The organism is Fuscovulum ytuae, from assembly GCF_029953595.1.
In the GTDB taxonomy this organism is placed as follows: Bacteria; Pseudomonadota; Alphaproteobacteria; order Rhodobacterales; family Rhodobacteraceae; genus Paragemmobacter; species Paragemmobacter ytuae.
Genome location: NZ_CP124535.1, coordinates 611,957 through 633,594 on the forward strand (window position 1 = coordinate 611,957; position 21,638 = coordinate 633,594).

The 21,638-nt window shown below is 63.1% G+C and carries 23 protein-coding genes; 15 read left to right on the top strand and 8 right to left on the bottom strand.

What is annotated here, in order from left to right; translation table 11 throughout:
• Positions 1-10 precede the first annotated feature (10 nt).
• Complete coding sequence (gene accB, locus QF092_RS02990; RefSeq protein WP_281467498.1) at positions 11-508, bottom strand: acetyl-CoA carboxylase biotin carboxyl carrier protein; 498 nt, start codon at positions 506-508, stop codon at positions 11-13.
• Between the two features lie 292 nt (positions 509-800).
• Here accB and QF092_RS02995 point away from each other — a divergent pair, with 292 nt between their 5' ends.
• From QF092_RS02995 to preA, 3 genes are all read left to right on the top strand, one after another.
• On the top strand, positions 801-2,144 hold the full coding sequence (locus QF092_RS02995; protein WP_281467499.1) for an NAD(P)-dependent oxidoreductase: 1,344 nt from the start codon (positions 801-803) through the stop codon (positions 2,142-2,144).
• Positions 2,145-2,213: 69 nt separating this feature from the next.
• Positions 2,214-2,750, top strand: a complete 537-nt coding sequence (locus tag QF092_RS03000; protein WP_281467501.1) for a DedA family protein — start codon at positions 2,214-2,216, stop codon at positions 2,748-2,750.
• A gap of 75 nt (positions 2,751-2,825) precedes the next feature.
• Positions 2,826-4,124 carry an NAD-dependent dihydropyrimidine dehydrogenase subunit PreA gene (gene preA / locus QF092_RS03005; RefSeq protein WP_281467503.1) on the top strand — a complete coding sequence of 433 codons (1,299 nt, stop codon included), beginning with the start codon at positions 2,826-2,828 and terminating at the stop codon, positions 4,122-4,124.
• Positions 4,125-4,256: 132 nt separating this feature from the next.
• Here preA and QF092_RS03010 read toward each other — a convergent pair whose 3' ends face one another.
• From QF092_RS03010 to QF092_RS03035, 6 genes are all read right to left on the bottom strand, one after another.
• Positions 4,257-4,475: a hypothetical protein gene (locus QF092_RS03010; protein ID WP_281467504.1), complete on the bottom strand. Its 219-nt coding sequence runs from the start codon at positions 4,473-4,475 to the stop codon at positions 4,257-4,259.
• A 56-nt stretch (positions 4,476-4,531) separates the two neighbouring features.
• Entirely contained in the window at positions 4,532-5,137 is a 606-nt protein-coding gene (locus QF092_RS03015) for a TetR family transcriptional regulator C-terminal domain-containing protein (protein WP_281467506.1), read from the bottom strand.
• A 308-nt stretch (positions 5,138-5,445) separates the two neighbouring features.
• Positions 5,446-5,901 (bottom strand): heme-degrading domain-containing protein, encoded by a 456-nt coding sequence (locus QF092_RS03020; RefSeq protein ID WP_281467508.1) that lies wholly within the window; start codon positions 5,899-5,901, stop codon positions 5,446-5,448.
• Positions 5,902-5,924: 23 nt separating this feature from the next.
• Positions 5,925-6,920 carry an FkbM family methyltransferase gene (locus QF092_RS03025; protein WP_281467510.1) on the bottom strand — a complete coding sequence of 332 codons (996 nt, stop codon included), beginning with the start codon at positions 6,918-6,920 and terminating at the stop codon, positions 5,925-5,927.
• 188 nt (positions 6,921-7,108) lie between these two features.
• Positions 7,109-7,996 carry an FkbM family methyltransferase gene (locus QF092_RS03030; RefSeq protein ID WP_281467512.1) on the bottom strand — a complete coding sequence of 296 codons (888 nt, stop codon included), beginning with the start codon at positions 7,994-7,996 and terminating at the stop codon, positions 7,109-7,111.
• Positions 7,997-8,099: 103 nt separating this feature from the next.
• On the bottom strand, positions 8,100-8,747 hold the full coding sequence (locus tag QF092_RS03035; RefSeq protein ID WP_281467514.1) for a TetR/AcrR family transcriptional regulator: 648 nt from the start codon (positions 8,745-8,747) through the stop codon (positions 8,100-8,102).
• 135 nt (positions 8,748-8,882) lie between these two features.
• On the opposite strand from QF092_RS03035, the gene QF092_RS03040 reads away from it, so the two are divergent.
• From QF092_RS03040 to QF092_RS03050, 3 genes are all read left to right on the top strand, one after another.
• Positions 8,883-10,133, top strand: coding sequence for a Zn-dependent hydrolase (locus QF092_RS03040; protein ID WP_281467516.1), 1,251 nt, complete (start codon positions 8,883-8,885; stop codon positions 10,131-10,133).
• A 93-nt stretch (positions 10,134-10,226) separates the two neighbouring features.
• Positions 10,227-11,681, top strand: coding sequence for a dihydropyrimidinase (hydA, locus tag QF092_RS03045; RefSeq protein WP_281467519.1), 1,455 nt, complete (start codon positions 10,227-10,229; stop codon positions 11,679-11,681).
• Positions 11,678-12,379: an SDR family oxidoreductase gene (locus QF092_RS03050; RefSeq protein WP_281469732.1), complete on the top strand. Its 702-nt coding sequence runs from the start codon at positions 11,678-11,680 to the stop codon at positions 12,377-12,379. The genes hydA and QF092_RS03050 overlap by 4 nt, the downstream gene beginning before the upstream one ends.
• 88 nt (positions 12,380-12,467) lie before the next feature.
• On the opposite strand, the gene QF092_RS03055 is transcribed toward QF092_RS03050, so the two are convergent.
• Positions 12,468-12,593: a hypothetical protein gene (locus QF092_RS03055; protein WP_281467521.1), complete on the bottom strand. Its 126-nt coding sequence runs from the start codon at positions 12,591-12,593 to the stop codon at positions 12,468-12,470.
• A 96-nt stretch (positions 12,594-12,689) separates the two neighbouring features.
• Here QF092_RS03055 and QF092_RS03060 point away from each other — a divergent pair, with 96 nt between their 5' ends.
• The 9 genes from QF092_RS03060 to QF092_RS03100 all read left to right on the top strand — a co-directional run bounded on the left by QF092_RS03060 (position 12,690) and on the right by QF092_RS03100 (position 21,610).
• Positions 12,690-13,490, top strand: a complete 801-nt coding sequence (locus tag QF092_RS03060; protein ID WP_281467524.1) for an ABC transporter ATP-binding protein — start codon at positions 12,690-12,692, stop codon at positions 13,488-13,490.
• Positions 13,491-13,628: 138 nt separating this feature from the next.
• The gene (locus QF092_RS03065; protein ID WP_281467526.1) at positions 13,629-13,964 is read left to right on the top strand and encodes a hypothetical protein; all 336 of its coding nucleotides are present in this window, start codon (positions 13,629-13,631) and stop codon (positions 13,962-13,964) included.
• Positions 13,965-13,974: 10 nt separating this feature from the next.
• Entirely contained in the window at positions 13,975-14,862 is an 888-nt protein-coding gene (locus QF092_RS03070) for an ABC transporter permease (RefSeq protein WP_281467527.1), read from the top strand.
• Positions 14,859-15,704: an ABC transporter permease gene (locus QF092_RS03075; protein WP_281467530.1), complete on the top strand. Its 846-nt coding sequence runs from the start codon at positions 14,859-14,861 to the stop codon at positions 15,702-15,704. The genes QF092_RS03070 and QF092_RS03075 overlap by 4 nt, the downstream gene beginning before the upstream one ends.
• A gap of 37 nt (positions 15,705-15,741) precedes the next feature.
• Positions 15,742-16,734, top strand: a complete 993-nt coding sequence (locus QF092_RS03080; RefSeq protein ID WP_281469734.1) for an ABC transporter substrate-binding protein — start codon at positions 15,742-15,744, stop codon at positions 16,732-16,734.
• A gap of 124 nt (positions 16,735-16,858) precedes the next feature.
• Complete coding sequence (locus QF092_RS03085) at positions 16,859-18,157, top strand: helix-turn-helix transcriptional regulator (RefSeq protein WP_281467532.1); 1,299 nt, start codon at positions 16,859-16,861, stop codon at positions 18,155-18,157.
• A gap of 128 nt (positions 18,158-18,285) precedes the next feature.
• Positions 18,286-18,654, top strand: a complete 369-nt coding sequence (locus tag QF092_RS03090) for a response regulator transcription factor (RefSeq protein ID WP_281467534.1) — start codon at positions 18,286-18,288, stop codon at positions 18,652-18,654.
• Complete coding sequence (locus tag QF092_RS03095; RefSeq protein ID WP_281467536.1) at positions 18,651-18,917, top strand: hypothetical protein; 267 nt, start codon at positions 18,651-18,653, stop codon at positions 18,915-18,917. Before QF092_RS03090 ends, QF092_RS03095 begins: the two co-directional genes overlap by 4 nt.
• Before the next feature lie 5 nt (positions 18,918-18,922).
• On the top strand, positions 18,923-21,610 hold the full coding sequence (locus tag QF092_RS03100; protein WP_281467538.1) for an ATP-binding protein: 2,688 nt from the start codon (positions 18,923-18,925) through the stop codon (positions 21,608-21,610).
• Positions 21,611-21,638 lie beyond the last annotated feature (28 nt).

Consider the following 21,638-nt stretch of genomic DNA (forward strand, 5'->3'; position numbering starts at 1 on the left):
CGGGTTTCCCTTATTCGATGATCAGGAGAGGCGCGCCGTATTCGACCGGCGTGCCGTCTTCGACGAGGATGCGCTTCACCACCCCGGCCTTGGGGGCGGGGATATGGTTCATGGTTTTCATCGCCTCGATGATCAGGACAGTCTGGCCCTCGGCCACTGTTGCGCCGACCGTGACGAAGGGCGTAGCGCCGGGTTCGGCGGCCAGATAGCAGGTGCCCACCATTGGCGAGGTGACGGCGCCCGGATGTTGGGCCGGGTCTTCTGGTGCTGCGGCAGCGGCCGGGGCGGCAGCGGGTGCGGCGGCGGCTGGGGCTGCGGCATAGGCGACCGGGGCAGGGGCCGCGGCGGCGACGGTCACGACATTGGCCTGCTTGACCACGCGCACTTCGAGGCTGTCATCTTCGCCATATTCGCGTTTCACCGAAAGCTCGGTCAGTTCGTTCTTGTTCAGAAGTTCCGCGAGCGCCTGAATGAAGGCGACATCGGCTTCGGAAGTGTGCTTGCTCATGCCGGTCCTCTGTTGGCGACGTTGCGCCGGGGTCATGCGTTTGATGCCGCGCCGTCTTGGCCAGAGGGGCCGCGCGGTCGGGTCCGGTGCTTATACGCCAGCCGGACGGGGGTGAAAAGCGGCGATCTTCGGGGGCAGGGCACGGGCGGTTGCCTGCTTTTTCAGCATTCAAAGCGGATTGGGGGTGGGGCTGTGCAAAAATCGCCGGGATCAGTTATTTTACCGTTTGATAAAATTATGGGCCTGTGGCAGCTTTTTGTTCAACGAGAAAAGCCAGCAGGGAGAAGGTGCCTTGTCCAACAGCCAGCTTACGCCCGGGGTCGTGCCGGGTCGTCTGCCCGCCGATGCCTATGCCAAGAACTTCGGCGACCATGAGCCGCCGCTGGATATGCACGAGGCGCGGGTGGCGGCGGATCGCTGCTATTTCTGCCATGATGCGCCCTGCATCACGGCCTGCCCCACATCCATTGATATCCCGCTGTTCATCCGCCAGATCGCCACAGGCACGCCGGAGGCTGCGGCCAAGACGATCCTTGGCCAAAACATCCTTGGTGGCATGTGCGCCCGTGTCTGCCCGACCGAGACGCTGTGCGAAGAGGCCTGCGTGCGTGAGGCGGCGGAGGGCACGCCCGTCGAGATCGGACGGCTGCAGCGCTATGCCACGGATCGGTTGATGGCGGCGGGGGTGCATCCTTTCACGCGCGCCGCACCCACCGGGCGCAGCGTCGCGGTGGTCGGGGCGGGGCCTGCGGGTCTGGCGGCGGCGCATCGTCTGGCGATGCATGGGCATGACGTGGTGATCTATGATGCGCGGCCCAAGGCGGGTGGCCTGAACGAATATGGGATCGCGCAATACAAGGCCGTTGGCGATTTCGCGCAGGATGAGGTGGCGTGGCTGATGCAGATCGGCGGGATCACGGTGAAGACCGGGGTCGCGCTGGGGCAGGGGGTCACGCTGGCCGAGGTGCAGGCGGCGCATGACGCGGTCTTTCTTGGCATTGGGCTCGGCGGCGTGAATGCCCTGCGTGCGGCGGGCGAGGATCTGCCGGGGGTGCGGCCGGCCGTCGATTTCATCGCAGAGCTGCGGCAGGCGAAGGACAAGTCGGCCCTGCCCATCGGGCGCGATGTGGTGGTGATCGGCGGCGGCATGACGGCGGTAGATGCGGCGGTGCAATCGCGGCTTCTGGGGGCCATGAACGTGACCATCGTCTATCGGCGCGGGCAGGAAAAGATGAGCGCCTCTGGCTATGAGCAGGAGCATGCGACCAGCGCGGGCGTACGGATCGTCTGCAATGCATCCCCCGTGGCGGTGCATCAGGCGGGCGGTGCGCTGGAGGTGGAGTTTGCCTATACGGTTGATGGCCCGGATGGGTTGAAACCGACGGGTGAAACGTTCCGCCTGCGCGCCGATCAGGTGTTCAAGGCGATTGGGCAGACGCTCTCCGGCGCGCCTGAGGGGCTGTCGCTGGAGGGTGGCAAGATTGCCGTAACCGGCGCGGGGCGGACATCGGTTCCCGGCATATGGGCCGGCGGCGATTGCGCGGCGGGGGGCGAGGATCTGACCGTAACCGCCGTGGCGGAAGGCCGTGATGCGGCGGAAGACATTCACGCAACGCTGATGGCGGCGCGGACATGAATTTCGCGACGCCCCCTTTACCGGGGCGCGGAAATGCCCCATCTGCCGCATCGGAAACGGTGAGGCAGTATGGACAGCTGGACGCAGGCGGCGATCGCTTTCATAGAGCGCAATCAGGAGTGGTCCTTCTGGCTGGCCCTTGTCTTTGCGACGGCGGAGACCACGGCCTTTCTTTCGCTTGCCGTGCCGTCGACCGCAATTCTGGTGGGCGTGGGCGCCACGGTTGCCACTGGGGCCATTGCCTTCTTTCCGATTTGGGCCGGGGCGGCCTTGGGGGCGATGATCGGGTCGACCTTCAGCTATTGGCTGGGCCTGCGCTTTGGCGGGCGCATCTTGCAGATGTGGCCATTGAAGGATCAGCCCGAACTGGTGGAAAAGGCCGGCGAGGCGTTTCGCAAATGGGGCGCAGGCGCTGTGTTTCTTGGCCATTTCATCGGGCCGCTGCGGCCCGTGATCTTTCTGTTTGCCGGGATGATGCGGATGGGGTTCCCCATCTTTCTGGCCGTGAACGTCTTGGGCGCATTGGCTTGGGCCTATGTCATCCCGAAATTCGGCGAAATCGGCGGGATCATCTTCGGCTGGATTTGGAACCTTCTGGGGTTCTGACCCCTTCCTTCACGCATAGCAAAACGCCGGGGCGGGCCTTTGGCCACGCTTCCGCACGCCAACATGGAGGCTTTCATGGCTGATCTCACCTCAACCTTTATCGGGATCAAATCGCCCAACCCGTTCTGGCTGGCCTCGGCCCCGCCAACGGATAAGGAAAATAACGTCCGCCGCGCCTTTGAGGCGGGCTGGGGCGGGGTGGTTTGGAAGACGCTGGGCAGTGAAGGCCCGCCCATCGTGAACGTGAATGGCCCGCGCTATGGCGCGGTCTGGGGGGCAGATCGGCGGCTGTTGGGGTTGAACAATATCGAGCTGATCACCGACCGGCCGCTGGAAGTGAACCTGGCCGAGATCCGGCGGGTGAAGAAGGATTATCCCGACCGGGCGATGATCATTTCTCTTATGGTGCCTTGCGACGAAGAAAGCTGGAAGGACATCTTGCATCGGATCGAAGATACCGGGGCGGATGGGGTGGAACTGAACTTTGGCTGCCCGCATGGGATGGCCGAGCGCGGCATGGGGTCGGCCGTCGGGCAGGTGCCGGAATATATCGAAATGGTCACGGCTTGGGTGAAGCACTATTCCAAGATGCCCTGCATCGTGAAGCTGACGCCCAATGTCACCTCGATCCTGCCGCCTGCAATTGCGGCAAAGCGGGGCGGGGCAGATGCGGTGTCCCTGATCAACACCGTGAAGTCGATCACCAATGTGGACCTCGACACGTTCTCGCCCTTCCCGATGATTGATGGGAAAGGGTCGCATGGCGGCTATTGCGGTCCGGCGGTGAAACCCATCGCGCTCAATATGGTTGGCGAGATCGCGCGGCATCCTGAAACCCACGGTCTGCCGATTTCCGGCATCGGCGGTGTGACCACATGGCGCGACGCGGCCGAGTTCCTTGCGATGGGGGCGGGCAATGTGCAGGTCTGCACGGCGGCGATGACCTATGGCTTCAAGATCGTGCAGGAGATGATCTCTGGCCTGTCGCAATATCTGGATGAAAAAGGGATGTCGCTGGACCAGTTGGTGGGCCGTGCCGTGCCGAATTTCGTGGAATGGCAGGATCTGAACCTGAATTACGTCACAAAGGCGCATATCGATCAGGATGCTTGCATCAAATGCGGGCGCTGCTATGCCGCCTGCGAAGACACGAGCCACCAAGCCATCGCCATGTCGCCGGAGCGGGTCTTTACCGTGAAGGATGAGGAATGCGTGGCTTGCAACCTTTGCGTCAACGTCTGCCCGGTGGACAATTGCATCACTATGGTGGAGATGCCGAAAGGCGCGACCGACCCGCGTACGGGCAAGGTGGTGGGCGACTACGCCAATTGGACGACACACCCGAACAATCCGTCGGCGCAGGCGGCGGAGTGAACAGGAACCGCGCCGCCTGAAAATTTTTCTGGAAAAATTTTCAGGCCGATGGACCGAAAATCTTCCACTTGAAGATTTTCGGTTGGGCAGCCGGAAAGTTTTCTCGAAAACTTTCCGGCCTTTTGGCGGGACTCAGCAGATCACATTGATGCGGCCGGCATTGCAGATGATGATGTATTGGTTATCGCATTCGATAAGGTGATAACCCCGGCGTCGCACTTCCAGTTCAAAGGCGGCGCGGCCAATATCGCGGTCTACATCGCGTATCGCACGGCGGATAACGCCGCCCTTTGTGACCGCCTTTGCGGCGAAGAGGTTTTCTGCCCATGGGGTTCGGCGTGGGGATGTCATGTCATGTGCCATCCAGGCATCTTCTCCGCTCCGGGTAAAGGCGCGGTTAACGCCCCTCACACCGCCAGAAGTTTGCGGAAGAGCGCTTCCAGATAATCCCCGGCCTCGGAAAAGGGATCGTGATCGGGGCCGAGTACGGCGCGGACCTGCATGTCGAAATCGGCATAGTGCTGAGTGAGCGCCCATACCGAAAAGATCAGGTGATGCGGGGGCAGGCGGGCGATCCGACCCTGATCCATCCAGCGGATCATCACGGCGGCCTTTTCGTCGACCAGGCGCTTCAAATCGCCTTCGATCGCCTCGCGCATGCGCGGGGCGCCTTGCAGGATTTCATTGGCGAAGAGGCGGCTTTCGCGCGGATAGTCGCGGCTAAGTTCGATCTTGCGCCGAACATAGGCGAGGATTTCCGCCACCGGATCGCCTGCTTCGTCCATCTCGCGCAAGGGATCAAGCCAGGTGTCCAGAAGCCGTTCCAAGAGGGCCTGATGCATCGCCTCTTTCGAGGGGAAGTAGTAAAGCAGGTTCGGCTTCGACAAGCCGGCCACTTCGGCGATTTGGTCGAGTGTCGCGCCACGGAACCCATATGTCGAAAACACCTCAAGCGCGGCTTCGAGGATGGTTTCGGAATTCTTTTGTTGGATGCGTGTTCGCGGGCGGGTCATCACGGTTTTGGGGTCTTGCGGTCTGGTCGTTCCGACCTTGGCGCAATTTTCTTCCGGATGCAAAGCGGTGGCGTGCCCGCGGGCATGGATCGGCGGGGGCAGAGCCCCCGCCGCAGGCGATGCCGTTACTCGACGGCGAGGATCATCAGATACGGCACGGCGACGAGCATGCCGACCACGATAGCAAGCGAACGGGTCAATCCCTTGAAGTTCATCTGTTCCCTCTTTTGTTGGTTGTTGCCTTCTTTGATTTAGGGAGCGGAGGCCGAGAAGGAAGCGGGCGATCACGGGAACGTGAGCTTGGGGCGTTAGCCTTGCGGAAGCAGTGTCTCCAAGGCCCGGACGACGAGGCGGTGATCTTCCACTTGTGGCAGGCCCGATACTGTGGCGCAGGCAACGACGCCCGCGCCTGCAACGCAAATCGGCACCGCCCCACCGTGGATGGCGAATTCCGACTCTGAAAGGCCATGCGTGGCAAGGCTGTCGCCTTTGGCGGCCATATTGCGCCCCACATGCAGGGAGGCGAGGTGGAAGTGCAGCGCCGTGTTCGATTTACGCCGCGCCCAGCGGTCATTGACCGGGGCCGATCCTGGCATGGCAATGTGGAACAAGGTCCGGTCGGCTGTGCGAATATCGATGACCACGGGGGCGCGGTCGAGCTTGGCCATGTTCATCAGCGTCAAGCCAAGGCGCAGCGAGGTTTCCTCGGTGAATTCCGGCAGGATCAGGCGGGCGGCTTCGGCTTCGAGTTCGGTTATGTCCATCGGTCTTTCCAGAGTTTAAGGCGTCAGCGGGCGGCTTTTCCGCTTTTGCTGCCCTTGGCGGGGGCAGGCTTGGCTGGTGTCGCAGTCGCAGCCGCTGTGGCTGTCGCTTCGGCGCGGCGCAGTTGTTCGTCATCGGACAGAAAGCGTTCCGGCATCAGGTCGACATACGCCGCTGGCAGATCTTCGGCACAAGCTCCGCGTCGGACGAGTTCGTCCAGCGTCCAAAGGACGAGGCTGTGACTGCCAAAGACCGAGCCGGCAAGAAGAGCAAGATGCATCAGCTGCCCGTCGGACCAATCGGCGGCGTGGCCGGGGTGGCGGATATAGACGCCATCGCCGTCGATCAGTTGGTCGCCCGCCCGACGCCGGCTTAGCCTTCCTGCCTGCGAACTGGGCATAACGATGGATTTGTTGAACATGAAGCGGTGTAGCATGAAGCCCTGATCGCGCAGGGCGCAATCCACACCGCCAACCATCGGTTCCCCATCGTATAGTTGCAGGTAGCGCAGTTCGACGATCACCACCATGGTTTCGGCGAGGGTCTTTCGGGCATGGTCGAAGACGAGTTTTTCGCCGCCCTGGATATCGATCTTCAAAAGGTCGCAAGGGCCAAGATCGGGTATTCCGTCAAGCGAGACCGTGTCCATTGCTTCGATCCGGTCGACGCGGCACCAACGGGGGCGGGCAATCGCCTCGTAGGTCGGAAGATAGGGGGGGTAGATGGACGTGAATCCATCGACGTTGAAGAGATGCAGGTTCTGGGTTTTCCCATCGCCGACCGCGAAGGGGAAATAGGTTTCATTCGGGCCCTTTTGCTTTTGCAAGGCGGCAAAGGCGTGTTGCTGGGGTTCAAAGCCCGTAATCGTGCAGCCGCCTGCCTGCAGCAAAGATGTGTAAGGGGCAGGGTGAATCGGATTCGCCCCGACATCGATCACGGCCGTGCGCCTTGGAAAAGGCAGCCGGTCTAGCAGCAGCCGAGCGGCAGGTGGCAGATCGGATCTATCGGTGGGATCGGACATCGCGCGGCACATCCATACACTTGAACACTGCCCCCAAGTTTAGGGGAAAGGGGGGCGGTTGAATAGCAGAAGTTGTGTCTGCTTTGCTTTTGCCGGGGAGTGATCGAGGACGCCGCAATGCCGTCATGCCACGCGCAAAGCCAGCCCGACAAGGTTGCCAGCGCGGAGTGCTTTGCGGGGGGGGGCGGTCAGGATTTGCGTTTACCCGAAGCGGAGGGCGCCTTGCGGGCTGCGGGCGGGGGCGAAGGTTCTGGCGGCGAAGGTTGCGGTGGCTTTTCCACAGGGGCAGCCACTGCCTCTGCGGGTTGTGCGTCGCGGCGGCGGTGGGGCATGATCAGATAGTTTTCATTGCCGCGCCCACGGCGGAACCGGGCGCGCGTGACATAGGCGTTGTCGTCGACCCATTGGCGAAAGGCCGTTCGGTTGGCATCGTCGACTTCCACGAAAAAGACGGGGCGACTGCGTTCGACCAGCGCGGAAAGACCGCCGAGGACGGACATTTCCATCCCCTCGACATCGATCTTGACGAAATCAGGGGTCACATCTGCCAGCAGATCATCCCCCCGGCGCAGGCTGATGCTGCCGCCTTCGGTGTTGCCGTCTTCGACCTGTTGGATCTTGCCGCCGCCCAAGTTGCGACGGCGAGCCTTGATCATGAGGCCATCCTCATCCCGCTCGGCCAGACCAAAGCCAAGCCGTGTTGTGTCGCAGCGATCCAGCAGACCGTTCAGTCCCAGATTGGTGAGCAGGATGTCGATTGCCAGCGGGTTGGGTTCGCACAGGACCACGCGCGCGGCGTGCAGGAATTTCAGCGCGTAAATCGCGTGATTTCCGACATTCGCGCCAATATCAAGAAACACTGCCCCCGGCGGGCACCATTGGCGGATGATCTCAAGCTCTTCGGCCTCATAGAACTGGCCCGTGGCTTGTACCTTTTGGATGGTGTCGCGTGGGTCGGCGATGAAGAATTGCACCGCTTGGCCGTGGATGATGCTGCGCACCACTTGGCCTGGGGCCGTGATCGTCAGCCTTTCGTTTGCCACCGGCTCTAGCCTGTGCCGTCCGCCTTGTGCCACGATGAGGCCTCCGATTTACCCGCACCAACGATAGCTATCTAGGAAGCAAGGGGCCGTAAGGTCAATGCCGCCCAGATAAGGCAGGACGGGTGAGGAATTGCCGTCACAGCGCGCCGATGCCGCGCAGGATGATCTGCTTCACGCTTTCGGTGGCCTCGTGCCATTGTTTGTCGGTGAGAGGCTTTCCGCCGTTCAACGTTTCGATCTGATGACCGAAATCGGCGTAATGCTGAGTGGTGGCCCAGAGCATGTAAAGCAGGTGGCGCGGGTCGATGGGGGCCATCTTGCCTTCGTCGATCCAGCGCTGGATGAGGCCCATGCGGCCTTCGGTCCAATCGCGCAAGGTGGTTTCGAGATAATCCTGAATGACAGGCGCGCCATGCATCACTTCGGCCGCCCAGACCTTCGATCCGTGGGGGTGGCGGCGCGAGATATCCATCTTCGCCTCGATATAGGCGCCGATGCCTTCGATGGGACCTTCGGCGGCGTCGAAAGAGGCGGCGGCGTCGAGCCAAATCTCAAAGATATTTTGCACGACGCGGCGATAGAGCGCCTCTTTCGTGGGGAAGTAGTAATGCAGGTTCGCCTTGGGCAAACCCGCCATGTCGGCGATCAGTTGCATGGTCGCCCCGCCGAAGCCGGCCTCGGCGAATACCTTTTCGGCGGCCTCGAGGATGAGGCGTTCATTCTGTTGCCTGATATCCGTGCGGCGACCGGAGCGGATGCGCGAAATGCGGGCAGTGTCGGGCATTCGTCCCCGTGATTTTCGTTGACCGTATGGTCAGGTTGTGATGGCCTTCGTATTGACCATACGGTCAGGAAGCGAGTCGATCAACGACGTGGGTCAGCAGGCCGTCAGAGCCTTCGGCGCACAGGGAGAATACCGATGCCGGCACCGGGAGAGAACCTGCGGATCAATTCCGCGCGGCTGTGGGACAGTCTGGAAGAGATGGCCAAGATCGGCCCCGGTGTGGCGGGCGGCTGCAACCGCCAGACCCTGACGGATGCCGACAGTGAAGGGCGGCATCTGTTCCAGCGTTGGTGTGAGGCGGCAGGGATGACCATGGGTGTGGATACCATGGGCAATATGTTTGCGACACGGGCGGGGACGGATGCGGATGCGCTGCCCGTCTATATGGGATCGCATTTGGACACCCAACCGACGGGCGGGAAATATGACGGGGTGCTGGGGGTCTTGGGCGCGCTGGAGGTGGTGCGCACGATGAACGACATGGGCGTGCGGACTAAGCGGCCCATCGTGGTGACGAACTGGACGAATGAGGAAGGCGCGCGTTTTGCGCCGGCGATGCTGGCCAGTGGGGTTTTTGCGGGCATCCATACCGAGGATTATGCCAAGGGACGCCGCGATATGGACGGCAAGGTTTTTGGCGAAGAATTGGCGCGCATCGGTTGGGTCGGTGACGAAAAGGTCGGTGCGCGCAAGATGCATGCGATGCTGGAGTTGCATATCGAACAAGGTCCAATCTTGGAGGCCGAGGGGAAGACCATCGGCGTGGTGACCCATGGGCAAGGCCTCTGGTGGCTGGAGATTACCCTGACCGGGAAGGACGCCCATACCGGGTCGACGCCCATGCATATGCGGGTGAATGCTGGCCTTGGCATGGCGCGGATCACGGAACGGGTGCATCAGATCGCGATGAGCCATCAACCCAACGCCGTGGGCGCGGTGGGGCAGGTGAAGGTCTTTCCGAATTCCCGCAACGTCATTCCGGGGAAGGTGGTCTTTACGGTCGATATCCGGTCGCCTGAGCAGGGCAAGCTGGATGCGATGAAGGCCGAGGTGATGCGCGCGGCCCATGCTGTTGCGAAGGAGTTGGGTCTGGGCTGCGAGATCGAGGATGTGGGGCATTTCGATCCCGTGACCTTTGACCCCGGTCTGGTGTCCGTCGTGCGGGGCGCGGCGGAGCGGTTGGGCTACTCGCACATGGATATCGTGTCAGGGGCGGGCCATGATGCCTGCTGGATCAACCGCGTGGCCCCGACGGTGATGATCATGTGCCCCTGTGTGGACGGGCTGAGCCATAATGAGGCGGAGGCGATTTCCGAGGAATGGGCGGCGGCAGGGACGGACGTGCTGCTGCATGCCTGCCTTGAGGTGGCAGAGGTGGTTTCGTGAGGGAAAGCCCCGGGGGTTTTGCCCCCCTGGACCCCCGCAGGATATTTGAAGACTGAAAATGAAGGGCGTTCCGCCTGTCAGGGAGATGTGCCGATGAGCGTGACAATCATCAAGAACGGAACCGTGGTGACCGCCGATTTGTCCTACAAGGCGGATGTGCGCGTCGAAGGGGGGAAGATCACCGAGATCGGCCCGAACCTGACCGGCGGGACGGAGCTGGATGCGACGGGCTGCTATGTCATGCCCGGCGGGATCGACCCCCATACCCATTTGGAGATGCCCTTCATGGGCACCTATTCGGCGGATGATTTTGAAAGTGGCACGCGCGCGGCGCTGTCGGGCGGCACGACCATGGTTGTCGATTTCGTGCTGCCGGGGCAGGGGCAGGGGCTGATGGATGCGGCCCAGATGTGGCACAACAAATCGGGCCGCGCGAATTGCGACTATTCCTACCACATGGCCGTGACTTGGTGGGGCGAGAAGGTCTGGGAGGGCATGGAAGAGAGCGTGAAGGCGGGGATCACCTCCTTCAAGCATTTCATGGCCTACAAGGGCGCCTTGATGGTCAATGATGACGAGTTGTTCTCGTCCTTCCGTCGGGTGGGGGACCTTGGCGGGCTGGCCATGGTGCATGCCGAGAATGGCGATGTGGTGGCGGAACTGACGGCAAAGCTGTTGGCCGAAGGCAATACCGGACCCGAGGGCCATGCCTATTCCCGGCCACCGCAGGTGGAAGGGGAGGCCACGAACCGCGCCATCATGATCGCCGACATGGCTGGGGTGCCGTTGTATGTCGTCCACGTCTCTTGCGAGGATGCGCATGAGGCGATCCGGCGGGCGCGGGCGGCGGGCAAGCGGGTTTGGGGGGAGCCGCTGATCCAGCACCTGACGCTGGATGAGAGCGAATATTTCCATCCCGATTGGGACCATGCGGCGCGGCGGGTGATGTCGCCCCCGTTCCGCAACAAGGAGCATCAGGCGAGCCTTTGGGCCGGGTTGATGTCGGGGTCGCTGTCGGTGGTGGCCACGGATCACTGCGCCTTTACGACGGAACAGAAGCGGTTCGGGATCGGGAATTTCGCCAAGATCCCGAATGGAACCGGGGGGTTGGAGGATCGTATCCCCATGCTTTGGACCCATGGGGTGGCGACGGGGCGTTTGACGCCGAATGAATTCGTGGCGGTGACGAGCACGAATATCGCCAAGATTCTGAACCTCTATCCCAAGAAGGGCGCGGTGCTGGTGGGGGCGGATGCGGACCTCGTGGTGCTGGACCCTGAGAAGGAGAAGGTGATTTCCGCCGGCACGCAGCAATCGGCCATCGATTACAACGTCTTTGAAGGCCACAAGGTGAAAGGTCTGCCGCGCTTTGTTCTGACGCGGGGGCAGGTGGCGGTGGATGACGGGGCCGTCAAAACGCAGGAAGGACATGGGAAATTCGTCGGGCGCGAGGCGCGGCCTGCGGTGAACCGAGCGCTGTCGCAATGGAAAGACCTGACCGCGCCGCGCCCTGTGGTGCGGACGGGCATTCCTGCGACGGGGGTCTGACGGTGAAGGTTGCCCTTGTCACCGCAGGGGGCAGCGGCATGGGGGCCGCTGCGGCGCGCAAGCTGGCCGAGGACGGGTTTGCCGTGGGCATCCTGTCTTCGTCGGGCAAGGGCGAGGCGCTGGCAAGCGCCCTTGGCGGGTTTGGGGTGACGGGGTCCAATCAATCGGTCGATGACCTGCGCGCCTTGGTCGATGGCGCGATGGACCGCTGGGGGCGGGTGGATGTGCTGGTCAACAGCGCGGGCCACGGGCCGCGCGGGCCGCTGTTGGAGATCAGCGACGAGGATTGGTTGCGCGGGCAGGAGGTGTATTTCCTGAACGTCGTGCGCCCGACGCGTTTGGTGGTTCCGATCATGCAGGCGGCAGGGGGTGGGGCGATCATTAATATCTCCACTGCATGGGCCTTTGAGCCGTCGGCGATGTTCCCCACCTCGGCCGTGGCGCGGGCCGGGTTGGCGGCATTCACCAAGATCTTCGCAGACAGCTATGCGGCCGCGAATATCCGCATGAACAATGTCCTGCCGGGCTGGATCGACAGCCTGCCCGGAACGGAGGAACGCGCGGCGATGGTGCCGATGAAGCGCTATGGCACGATGGCAGAGATCGCAGCGGTGGTTGGGTTCCTAGCGTCTGAGGGTGCGGGATACATCACCGGGCAGAACCTGCGCGTCGATGGCGGATTGACGAGGTCGGTATGAGGGGGACGGGCGATCTCTGCCGCGGTCGCATCGGTCTGCACGGGGCATGCCCTGCGGGGCGGGCGGGCGATGGGATCGGGGGGGCGGGTCAGCCCTCGTCTTCCTGTGCCGGCATGTCCTCGGTCCCGGGCGGGGCGAAGGTCAGGACCGGGACGGTGAAGAGATCGTCTTCCAGATCTTCGGGCGTGGGGGCGAAGGCGAGTGTTCCGGGCATGGGCGTTAGGGTCCATTTGGGGGCATGCCGCCAGAGTGGCGCAAGGGCGCAAAGATTTCATGACGGTGCGCGGGGTCGCGCCGGGGAAAAGGTGGGATGAAGGATACGTTGACCGCAGGCGCGCCGGTGATCGAGGCGAAAGGGCTTAACCTGACCTTCCAGACGGGGGACGGGCCGGTGCATGCGTTGAAGGATGTGAACCTGACGGTGAACCGGGGGGATTTCGTGTCCTTTATCGGGCCGTCGGGCTGTGGCAAGACGACCTTCCTGCGCTGTGTGGCGGCGTTGGAACAACCGACTGGCGGCAGTCTCACGGTGAATGGGATGACGCCGGACGAGGCGCGCCGGAAGCGGGCCTATGGCTATGTGTTTCAGGCGGCGGGGCTGTATCCATGGCGGACGATTGCGGGCAATATCCGGCTGCCCTTGGAGATCATGGGGTTTGACCGCGCCGAGCAGGACCGCCGGGTGGAGCGGGTGTTGGATCTGGTGGAACTGTCGGGGTTCGGGAAAAAATTCCCTTGGCAGCTTTCGGGCGGGATGCAGCAGCGGGCGTCGATCGCGCGGGCCTTGGCCTTTGATGCGGATATCCTGCTGATGGACGAGCCGTTCGGTGCGCTGGACGAGATCGTGCGCGACCGTCTGAACGAGGAATTGCTGAAGCTTTGGGCGTCGACGGGCAAGACCATCGGCTTTGTCACCCATTCGATCCCCGAGGCCGTGTATCTGTCGACGAAGATCGTGGTGATGAGTCCGCGACCGGGGCGGATCACGGATGTGATCGACAGCCCCCTGCCGAAAGAGCGGCCTTTGGACATCCGCGACTCACGCGCGTTCATTGAGATTGCCCATCGGGTGCGTGATGGACTGAGGGCGGGGCATGGCGATGAGGTCTGAGCCTTTGCGCGATGGGGCGACCCCCTCCCCGACCCTCCTCCTTACTGGGGGAGGGAGAGGGGGGATGACTTGCGACGTCGTGCCTTTGGCAGGCGGTGCGGGTGAGTATTTGGGCCAAGATGAAGCCGGGGGCAGGGCATGAGCGCGGGGCTGATGCTGTGGCTTTCAGGGGCGATGGCGGCCTTTGTCTTGGCCAATTCCGTCCTGCGAGCCTATGCCGCGTCGGGGGCTTGGCCGACGCTGGCGCTGGCGCTGTTCTGTTTTCTGGTGGGCAATCTGATGATGGTGCGGCTGATGCGGGAAAGCGGGCTGGCGCTGGCGGTGTCGATCTCTTCGGTGGTGCAATTGGTGGCCTTGGCGCTGATCGGTGTTCTTTGGTTCGGCGAAAGGCTGACGGGGGTGCAGACGGCGGGTGTGGCGCTGGGGATCGTGGCGGTTGCGATGATCGCCTGGCCTACGGGCGCAGAGGGGTGAGAGGGCAGGGATGAAGGACAAGGCACTGCCCGTTTTGGCCGTTTTGGGGATCATCCTTGTGATCTGGTATCTCGGCACTGTGTGGATGAATTCGGCCTGGGTCTATGATCAGGCCGGGCGCGAGGGGCGTGTGGTGGGCTTTGGCGAATTGGTCACGGCGACCATGGCCTTGGATCGCCCCATGCTGCCCGCGCCGCATCAGGTGGCGGTGGCGCTGTGGGACGGGATCACGGGGCAGGCAGTGACATCGAAGCGCAGCCTTGTCTATCACGGCTGGGTCACGTTGGAGGCGACGCTGTCGGGCTTTCTGATGGGTATCTTGCTGGGCGTCAGCTTGGCCATCGGGATCGTCTATTTCCGGGTGCTGGAGATGACGGTGATGCCCTGGGCGGTGATCAGCCAGACGATCCCCATCGTGGCGCTGGCCCCGATGATCGTGGTTCTGTCGAATACGCTGTCCTTGGGCGAGATGCTGGGGCTGGAGAACCGGCTGGTATCGAAGACCATCATCAGCGCCTATCTGAGCTTTTTCCCCGTGCTGGTGGGCATGGTGAAAGGGTTGCGCAGCCCGGATGCGATGCAACTTGACCAGCTTGCCACGTGGAATGCGAGCGGGTGGCAGAGTTTCCGTTATTTGCGGCTGCCTGCGTCGATGCCCTATTTCTTTGCCTCGCTGAAAGTGGCCATCGCGGCGGCACTGGTGGGTGCAATCGTGGGCGAATTGCCAACCGGCGCGGTGGAGGGCCTTGGCGCGCGGATGCTCGTGGCGAGCCAGTTCGGGCAGCCGCTGCTGATGTGGGCGTCGCTTTTCGCGGCGGCTTTGGTGGCGGGGCTGTTGATCCTTGCCGTGGGCGCCGTGCAGCGGGCCGCGGATCGGGCGATGGGGGTGCGGCCATGAGCGGGCTTGGCATCGCCATTGTCTTCTGGCTCGCGGCTTGGGGCGCGAATGTCTGGATCGCGCGGCATGCGCGGGGGCGGCTGGCGGCTCTTGTGCCGCCGGTTCTGTTCGGGGTTGCGGTTCTGGTGCTGTGGGAAGGGGCGGTGCGTGCCTTTGCGGTGCCAGAGGTGATCTTGCCTGCGCCTTCGGTGGTGGCGGGGGCGATTGGGGGCAATCTGGGCCTTTTGTGGGGGGACTTTGTCCAGACCATCGTGAAGGGGGCCTTTTCGGGCTATGCGATGGGCTGCGGCGCGGCGCTGGTGGTGGCGGTGTTGGTGGACCGGTCGCCGATGTTGACGCGGGGATTGCTGCCGGTGGGGAATTTCGTCGCGGCCCTGCCCATCGTGGGGGTGGCCCCCATCATGGTGACGTGGTTCGGGTTCGGCTGGCAGTCAAAGGCGGCGGTGGTCTTTGCGATGGTGTTCTTCCCTGTCCTTGTCAACGCCGTGGCGGGGCTTGGCGCGGCGGAGCGGATGCATCGCGACCTGATGCGCACCTATGGCTCGGGCTATTGGACGACGCTTTTCAAGCTGCGCCTTCCTGCGGCCATGCCCTTCATCTTTAACGGGTTGAAGATTGCCACAACCCTTGCGGTTATCGGGGCGATTGTTGCGGAATTCTTCGGCTCTCCGACGCGGGGGATGGGGTTCCGCATCTCGACCGCGGTGGGATCGCTTGCGCTGCCCATGGTCTGGGCGCAGATTTTCGTGGCAGCCCTTGCTGGCACGCTTTTTTACGGTTTCGTGGCATTGGTCGAGGCCAAGGTCACGTTCTGGCACCCCTCCCAGAGAATGCGGGGATGACGTCAAGGATACCAACGACAAGGAGGTCGGAGAGATGATGAAGGGTTTGGTGACGGGCGCGCTTATGGCGCTTATGGCGGCGGGGGCGGCTTCGGCGCAGGATCAGGTGAAGCTGCAACTGAAATGGGTCACGCAGGCGCAATTCGCGGGCTATTACGTGGCCGAGGCGAAGGGGTTCTTTGACGAAGAGAACCTTGACGTGACGATCCTTCCGGGTGGCCCCGATATCGCGCCGGAACAGGTGATCGCGGGTGGTGGTGCGGATGTCATTACCACATGGATGCCCGCGGCGCTGGCCGCGCGGGAGCGCGGGGTGCCGCTGGTCAATATCGCGCAGCCGTTCAAGAATCAGGGTCTGTCCTTCGTTTGCCGCAAGGATGCGGGCGTGGAATCGACCGCCGATTTCCCGGGCAAGACGCTGGGCGTTTGGTTCTTTGGCAATGAATATCCCTTCTATGCGTGGATGGCGAAGCTGGGCCTTGCCACCGATGGCAGCGAAGGCGGCGTGACTGTTCTGAAGCAGGCCTTCGATGTGGAAGCGCTGCTGAATGGGCAGGCGGCCTGCATCAGCGTGATGACCTATAACGAATATGGTCAGGTGCTGGATGCCGGGCTGACGCCGGATCAGCTGACGTTCTTCTCCTATGGGGAGCAGGGCGTGAAGGTGATGGAAGATGGCCTGTATGTTCTGGAATCGGCGCTGGCCGATCCGGCCTTTGAAGACAAGATGGTGCGGTTTGTCCGTGCCAGCATGAAGGGCTGGAAATATGCCGAGGCGAACCCGGCAGAGGCCGCGCAAATCGTGGTGGATGCCGATCAGACGGGCCTCCAGACGCTGGAGCATCAGACCTACATGATGGGTGAGGTGGCCAAGCTGACCGCAGGGTCGAACGGGGCGCTTGACCCGGCCGATTTCAACGCGACGGTCGAGGCGTTGCTGGCGGCGGTGAGCCCGGAAAACCCGGCCATCACCAAGGCACCGGATGCTGGTGCCTTTACCACGGCGATCACGGATAAGGCGCTGCAGTAATCGCGTCTGAAACGGATTGGGGGCGCGCGTGGGGGAACCCGCGTGCGCCCTTTCCTTTTGCCATATCCGGGGTTTGTAAAGTTTTCAGCTGTCTGTAAATTGAGCCTGGATCAACGGGGGGGCCATGGCACGGGCGGCGCTGACAGGGACGCGATTGCGCGAGAGGCGCTTGGCGCTGGGGTTGCGGCAGGCAGATGTGGCCGCGGCGGTTGGTGTATCGGCGCCTTATCTGAACCTGATCGAACATAACCGTCGCCGGGTTTCGCCCCTGCTGCTGGAGTCTTTGGCGGATCATCTGGGGGTCGCGGCTGAGGCTTTGGAGGATGGAGCCGAGGGCGCGCAGATCGAGGAATTACGCGCCGCCGCCACCGCATTGCCGGGCAGCGGGGCAGAACTGGACCGGGCCGAGGAATTTGCTGGTCGCTTTCCTGGTTGGGCTGCGCTGGCGCGGGGTTTGGCGCGGCGGGCGGCGGGGCTGGAGCGGGCGGTCGAGGCGTTGAATGACCGGATGACGCATGACCCGCATCTGTCGGATTCGCTTCATGAGGTATTGTCGGCGGTGGCTTCGGTTCGGTCGACGGCTGCCATTCTGGCAGAGACGGAGGATATTGAGCCGGAATGGCGGATGCGGTTTCTAAAGAACCTGCATGGCGATAGCGAGCGGTTGGCGCTGGGGGCCGAAGCGCTTGTCGCCTTTCTGGATGGTTCGGATCGGGCCGAGGCGCAGGTCATGATTGCGCCGCAGGAAGAGGTGGAGGCGTGGCTTGCCGCGCGCGGCTGGCATCTGGCGGAGTTGGAGCCGGGTGGGCCGGGGTCTGCCGTCTTGGAGGGCGAGGTGGCGGGGTTGGCCTCGGTCGCGGCGCGCAGGTTGGCGCGGGATTGGATGCAGGTGATGGCACGGGACGCGGCACGCGTGCCCTTGGAGGCTTTGGAAACCGAGGCGGACCCCGTTCGGCTTGCCGCAGCCTTGGGGGTGGAGGTGACGGTGGTTCTGCGCCGCATGGCGCTGTCACCGGGGTCGGAGGCGGGGCTTGCGCTGTGCGATGCCTCGGGGGCCTTGGTCCTGCGCAAACCCGCCGAAGGTTTTGCCTTTCCGCGCTTTGGGTCTGCCTGCCCGCTTTGGCCGCTTTATGCCGCGCTGGGGCGGACGGGAAGCCCGGTGGTGGCCGATCTGGTGGTGGCGGGGCGCGGGGGGCGGCGCTTTCGCGCGATTGCCCATTGCGCGATCCGTCATCCCGAAGGGTTGGGCGGTGTGGAATTGCGCGAGGCGGCGATGTTGGTGCAGCCTTTGCGGGGCAGCGTGGCGCTGGTCGGGGATATGGCCGGGGCGCAGGTCGTGGGGTCATCCTGCCGGGTCTGTGCGCGGGGCGATTGCCCGGCGCGGCGTGAGCCTTCGATCCTGACAGATGCGAGTATGGGTTGACCCGGCCATCTGCCCTTTTGACAGGGGGGCGGGTTCTGGGGCATCGTTCAGCCTATAGCCCCGCGTCAGACGGGGCGAGGGGGAGGCCATGCGTGACAGCCGTGGCTGTCCTTCGGGAGGGGAACGCGATGACAAGCCATGTCCTGCTGATCGAGGACGAACCCAATATCGCCGAGGCGATCCGCTTTCTGCTGAGCCGCGAGGGATGCAGAGTTTCTACCCTGCATGACGGGATTGGTGCCGCGGAAACGGTGCGGGCGGAACGGCCTGATCTGGTGATCCTTGATCTGATGCTGCCGGGCTGTTCGGGCTTAGATGTGGTCGAGGCAATCCGCGCCCATCCAGAGACAGGGGCCACGCCGGTGATGATGCTGACCGCGAAGGGGCAGGGCCGCGACCGTGAGGCGGCGGAACGCGCGGGTGTGACGCTGTTCATGACGAAGCCCTTTTCGAATGCCGAAATGCTGGCCTCTGTCCGGGCACTTGTCGGGAAATGAAGCGGAGCCGCGCGCCCCTTTTTCTAAAACGGCGCAGCTATCGCAAGCGGCGTCTTCGGGATGCGGCGCGGATGCTGCCGGTCTTTGGCCTGTTCCTGTTCCTTGTGCCGGTGCTTTGGAAACCGGCCGAGACGGCGCGCCCTGACACGGCCCCCGATGGCATCTATCTTTTTGCCGTCTGGTTCGGTCTGGTGCTGGTCGCGGCCTTGATGGCGCCGGGGCTGGCCGATGAAAGCGGCAGCGACGATCCCGAGGAGGGCTGACCGCGATGCCCTTCAACGTGCTTGTCCTGTCCTGTCTGGCCTATGTGGCCTTCTTGTTCGCGGTGGCCTTCTTTGCCGAACGGCGCGCGGCGATGGGGCGGGTGGGATGGCTGCGGTCGCCCATGATCTATACCCTGTCCCTGTCGATTTATTGCACGGCTTGGACGTTCTATGGCGCGGTCGGCTATGCGGCGCGGTCGGGGTTGGAGTTTCTGACGATCTATCTTGGCCCGACGCTGGTTTTCGTGGGCTGGTGGCTTTTGTTGCGCAAGCTTGTACGGATCGGGCGGCAGCAGCGGGTGACGTCGATTGCGGACCTGATTTCGTCACGCTTTGGCAAATCGAACCTTCTGGGGATCGTGGTCACGCTTTTGGCTGTTGTCGCGGCGACACCCTATATCGCGCTGCAATTGCAATCCGTGACGCTGTCCTTTGCCGTCTTTGCCAGTGAGACGCCCGAAGGCTGGGCGCTGCCCGACAGCGATGCAACGGCGATCTGGGTCGCGGCGGGGCTTGCGCTGTTCACCATCTTGTTCGGCACCCGCAATCTTGATGCCAATGAACAGCATCACGGCGTGGTGCTGGCCATCGCGGTGGAGGCGGTGGTCAAGCTGGTGGCGCTTCTGGCTGTGGGCGTCTTCGTCGTCTGGGGGCTGGCGGGCGGGCCTGCCGATGTATTCGCGCGGATCGAGGCGTCGGACCTGCGGGATTGGCCGCTGGAACCGGGGCGGTGGACGGGGCTGATCTTCGTCTCGGCGGCGGCGGTGATCTGCCTGCCGCGCATGTTTCAGGTCATGGTGGTGGAAGGGGGCGAGGAGCGCCACCTTGCCCGCGCAAGCTGGGCTTTTCCCTTTTATCTGTTGTTGATGAGCCTTTTCATCGTGCCCATTGCGGTGATCGGGTTGGAACGGATGCCCGATGGGGCGAACCCGGATATGTTTGTCCTGACGCTGCCCTTATCGGAAGGGCAGGGGACGCTGGCGATGCTGGCCTTCCTTGGCGGGTTTTCTTCGGCCACGTCGATGGTGATCGTGGAAAGCATCGCGCTGGCCACGATGGTTTCAAACCATGTTGTGATGCCCATCTGGCTGAAGCTGCGGCCCAAGGCGGCGCTGACGGGGGATGTGCGGCGGATCGTGATCTTGTCGCGCCGCTTTGCCATCGTGGCGGTGCTGACGCTTGGTTACCTCTATTACCGGATGTCGGGGGGATCGGCGGCGCTGGCGGCGATCGGGTTGATTGCCTTTGTCGGCGTGGCGCAGGTGATGCCTGTGTTGGTGGGCGGCATGTTCTGGCGCGGGGCCACCAAGGCAGGGGCCGTGGCGGGATTGGTCACGGGTTTCGTGGTCTGGGCCTATACGCTTTATCTGCCGTCCTTCGGGCCGGATGCGGCGCTGTCGGCGGCAGTCTTTGCCGAAGGCCCTGCGGGGATCGGCTGGCTGCGCCCAGAGGCCCTCTTTGGGGTGGAAGGGATGGACCCGCTTTTGCATGCGTTGGTCTGGTCTGTCGCGCTGAATACCTTTGCCTTTTGCCTGTTTTCCGTCCTCACCTTCCCCGGCCCGGTGGAGCGGATGCAGGGCGCGGCTTTCGTGAATGTCTTTGATGCCGAGGCGGCGGGGCCGAAGGGCTGGGCGCGCGGTTGGGCAGAGCCGGAGCCGCTGTTGATCATGACGCAGCGTATTCTTGGCGAGGAGGCGGCGCTGGCGCTTTTTGCCGCCGAGGCGCGGGCGCAGGGTAAGGAGGGGTATCTGCCCGAACCGACGCCGGATTTTGTGGCTGATCTGGAACGGCGGCTGGCCGGATCGGTGGGTGCCGCGACGGCCCATGCGATGATCAGCCAGCTGGTGGGGCGTGCGACCGTATCGGTTGAGGATCTGATGGCGGTGGCCAATGAAACCGCGCAGATCATGGAATATTCTGCCAAGCTTGAGGCGCAGCAGGCCGAACTGACCCGCACGGCCCAGCAATTGCGCGAGGCGAATGAGAAGCTCACCCAGCTTTCGGTGCAGAAGGATGCCTTCCTGAGCCAGATCAGCCATGAGCTGCGTACCCCCATGACATCGATCCGTGCGTTTTCCGAGATTTTGACCGAAGGCGATCTGCCATCCGAGATGGTGTCGCATTACGGACGGATCATTCATGAAGAAGCGATCCGGTTGACCCGGCTTTTGGATGATCTGCTGGATCTTGGTGTGTTGGAAAACGGGTCGGTTCAGCTGAATATCGGTTTGGCGAACCTTCAACAATTGATCGACCGGGCGCTGGCGGCGGCCAGTCATACTAGGCCGGAGCGCAGCTTTTTGATCCTGCGTGACCTTCCGTCCGAGAACCTGTTTTTGCGCACCGATGCCGACCGTCTGGTGCAGGTCTTCATCAACCTGATTTCCAATGCACGGAAATATTGCAACGCCGCCGCGCCGGAATTGCGGATCGTGGTGCGGCAGCGTGCCGGGCGCGTGTCTGTGGATTTCATCGACAACGGATCGGGCATCCCCAAGGAAAGCCAGCGCATCATTTTCGAGAAATTCGCCCGGCTGACCGATCAGACGCGCGCCGGGGGGGCGGGGCTTGGGCTTGCGATCTGCCGTGAGGTGATGGCCAATCTGGGTGGCGGGGTGGATTATCTGCCCGGACAGGGCGGTGCGGCCTTTCGCGTGACCCTACCTTTGCGTCGCGAAAAGAAGGCGGCCTAACCCTTTCTTCACCGAATCGCGCCATGTT

Excerpts from the sequence above, each read along its gene's own strand:
- accB (WP_281467498.1), bottom strand. The coding sequence starts at position 508 with ATGAGCAAGCACACTTCCGAAGCCGATGTCGCCTTCATTCAGGCGCTC.
- QF092_RS03000 (WP_281467501.1), top strand. The coding sequence starts at position 2,214 with ATGGACAGCTGGACGCAGGCGGCGATCGCTTTCATAGAGCGCAATCAG.
- preA (WP_281467503.1), top strand. The coding sequence starts at position 2,826 with ATGGCTGATCTCACCTCAACCTTTATCGGGATCAAATCGCCCAACCCG.
- QF092_RS03010 (WP_281467504.1), bottom strand. The coding sequence starts at position 4,475 with ATGACATCCCCACGCCGAACCCCATGGGCAGAAAACCTCTTCGCCGCA.
- QF092_RS03015 (WP_281467506.1), bottom strand. The coding sequence starts at position 5,137 with ATGACCCGCCCGCGAACACGCATCCAACAAAAGAATTCCGAAACCATC.
- QF092_RS03020 (WP_281467508.1), bottom strand. The coding sequence starts at position 5,901 with ATGGACATAACCGAACTCGAAGCCGAAGCCGCCCGCCTGATCCTGCCG.
- QF092_RS03025 (WP_281467510.1), bottom strand. The coding sequence starts at position 6,920 with ATGTCCGATCCCACCGATAGATCCGATCTGCCACCTGCCGCTCGGCTG.
- QF092_RS03035 (WP_281467514.1), bottom strand. The coding sequence starts at position 8,747 with ATGCCCGACACTGCCCGCATTTCGCGCATCCGCTCCGGTCGCCGCACG.
- QF092_RS03040 (WP_281467516.1), top strand. The coding sequence starts at position 8,883 with ATGCCGGCACCGGGAGAGAACCTGCGGATCAATTCCGCGCGGCTGTGG.
- hydA (WP_281467519.1), top strand. The coding sequence starts at position 10,227 with ATGAGCGTGACAATCATCAAGAACGGAACCGTGGTGACCGCCGATTTG.
- QF092_RS03055 (WP_281467521.1), bottom strand. The coding sequence starts at position 12,593 with ATGCCCGGAACACTCGCCTTCGCCCCCACGCCCGAAGATCTGGAAGAC.
- QF092_RS03060 (WP_281467524.1), top strand. The coding sequence starts at position 12,690 with ATGAAGGATACGTTGACCGCAGGCGCGCCGGTGATCGAGGCGAAAGGG.
- QF092_RS03065 (WP_281467526.1), top strand. The coding sequence starts at position 13,629 with ATGAGCGCGGGGCTGATGCTGTGGCTTTCAGGGGCGATGGCGGCCTTT.
- QF092_RS03070 (WP_281467527.1), top strand. The coding sequence starts at position 13,975 with ATGAAGGACAAGGCACTGCCCGTTTTGGCCGTTTTGGGGATCATCCTT.
- QF092_RS03075 (WP_281467530.1), top strand. The coding sequence starts at position 14,859 with ATGAGCGGGCTTGGCATCGCCATTGTCTTCTGGCTCGCGGCTTGGGGC.
- QF092_RS03080 (WP_281469734.1), top strand. The coding sequence starts at position 15,742 with ATGAAGGGTTTGGTGACGGGCGCGCTTATGGCGCTTATGGCGGCGGGG.
- QF092_RS03085 (WP_281467532.1), top strand. The coding sequence starts at position 16,859 with ATGGCACGGGCGGCGCTGACAGGGACGCGATTGCGCGAGAGGCGCTTG.
- QF092_RS03090 (WP_281467534.1), top strand. The coding sequence starts at position 18,286 with ATGACAAGCCATGTCCTGCTGATCGAGGACGAACCCAATATCGCCGAG.
- QF092_RS03095 (WP_281467536.1), top strand. The coding sequence starts at position 18,651 with ATGAAGCGGAGCCGCGCGCCCCTTTTTCTAAAACGGCGCAGCTATCGC.
- QF092_RS03100 (WP_281467538.1), top strand. The coding sequence starts at position 18,923 with ATGCCCTTCAACGTGCTTGTCCTGTCCTGTCTGGCCTATGTGGCCTTC.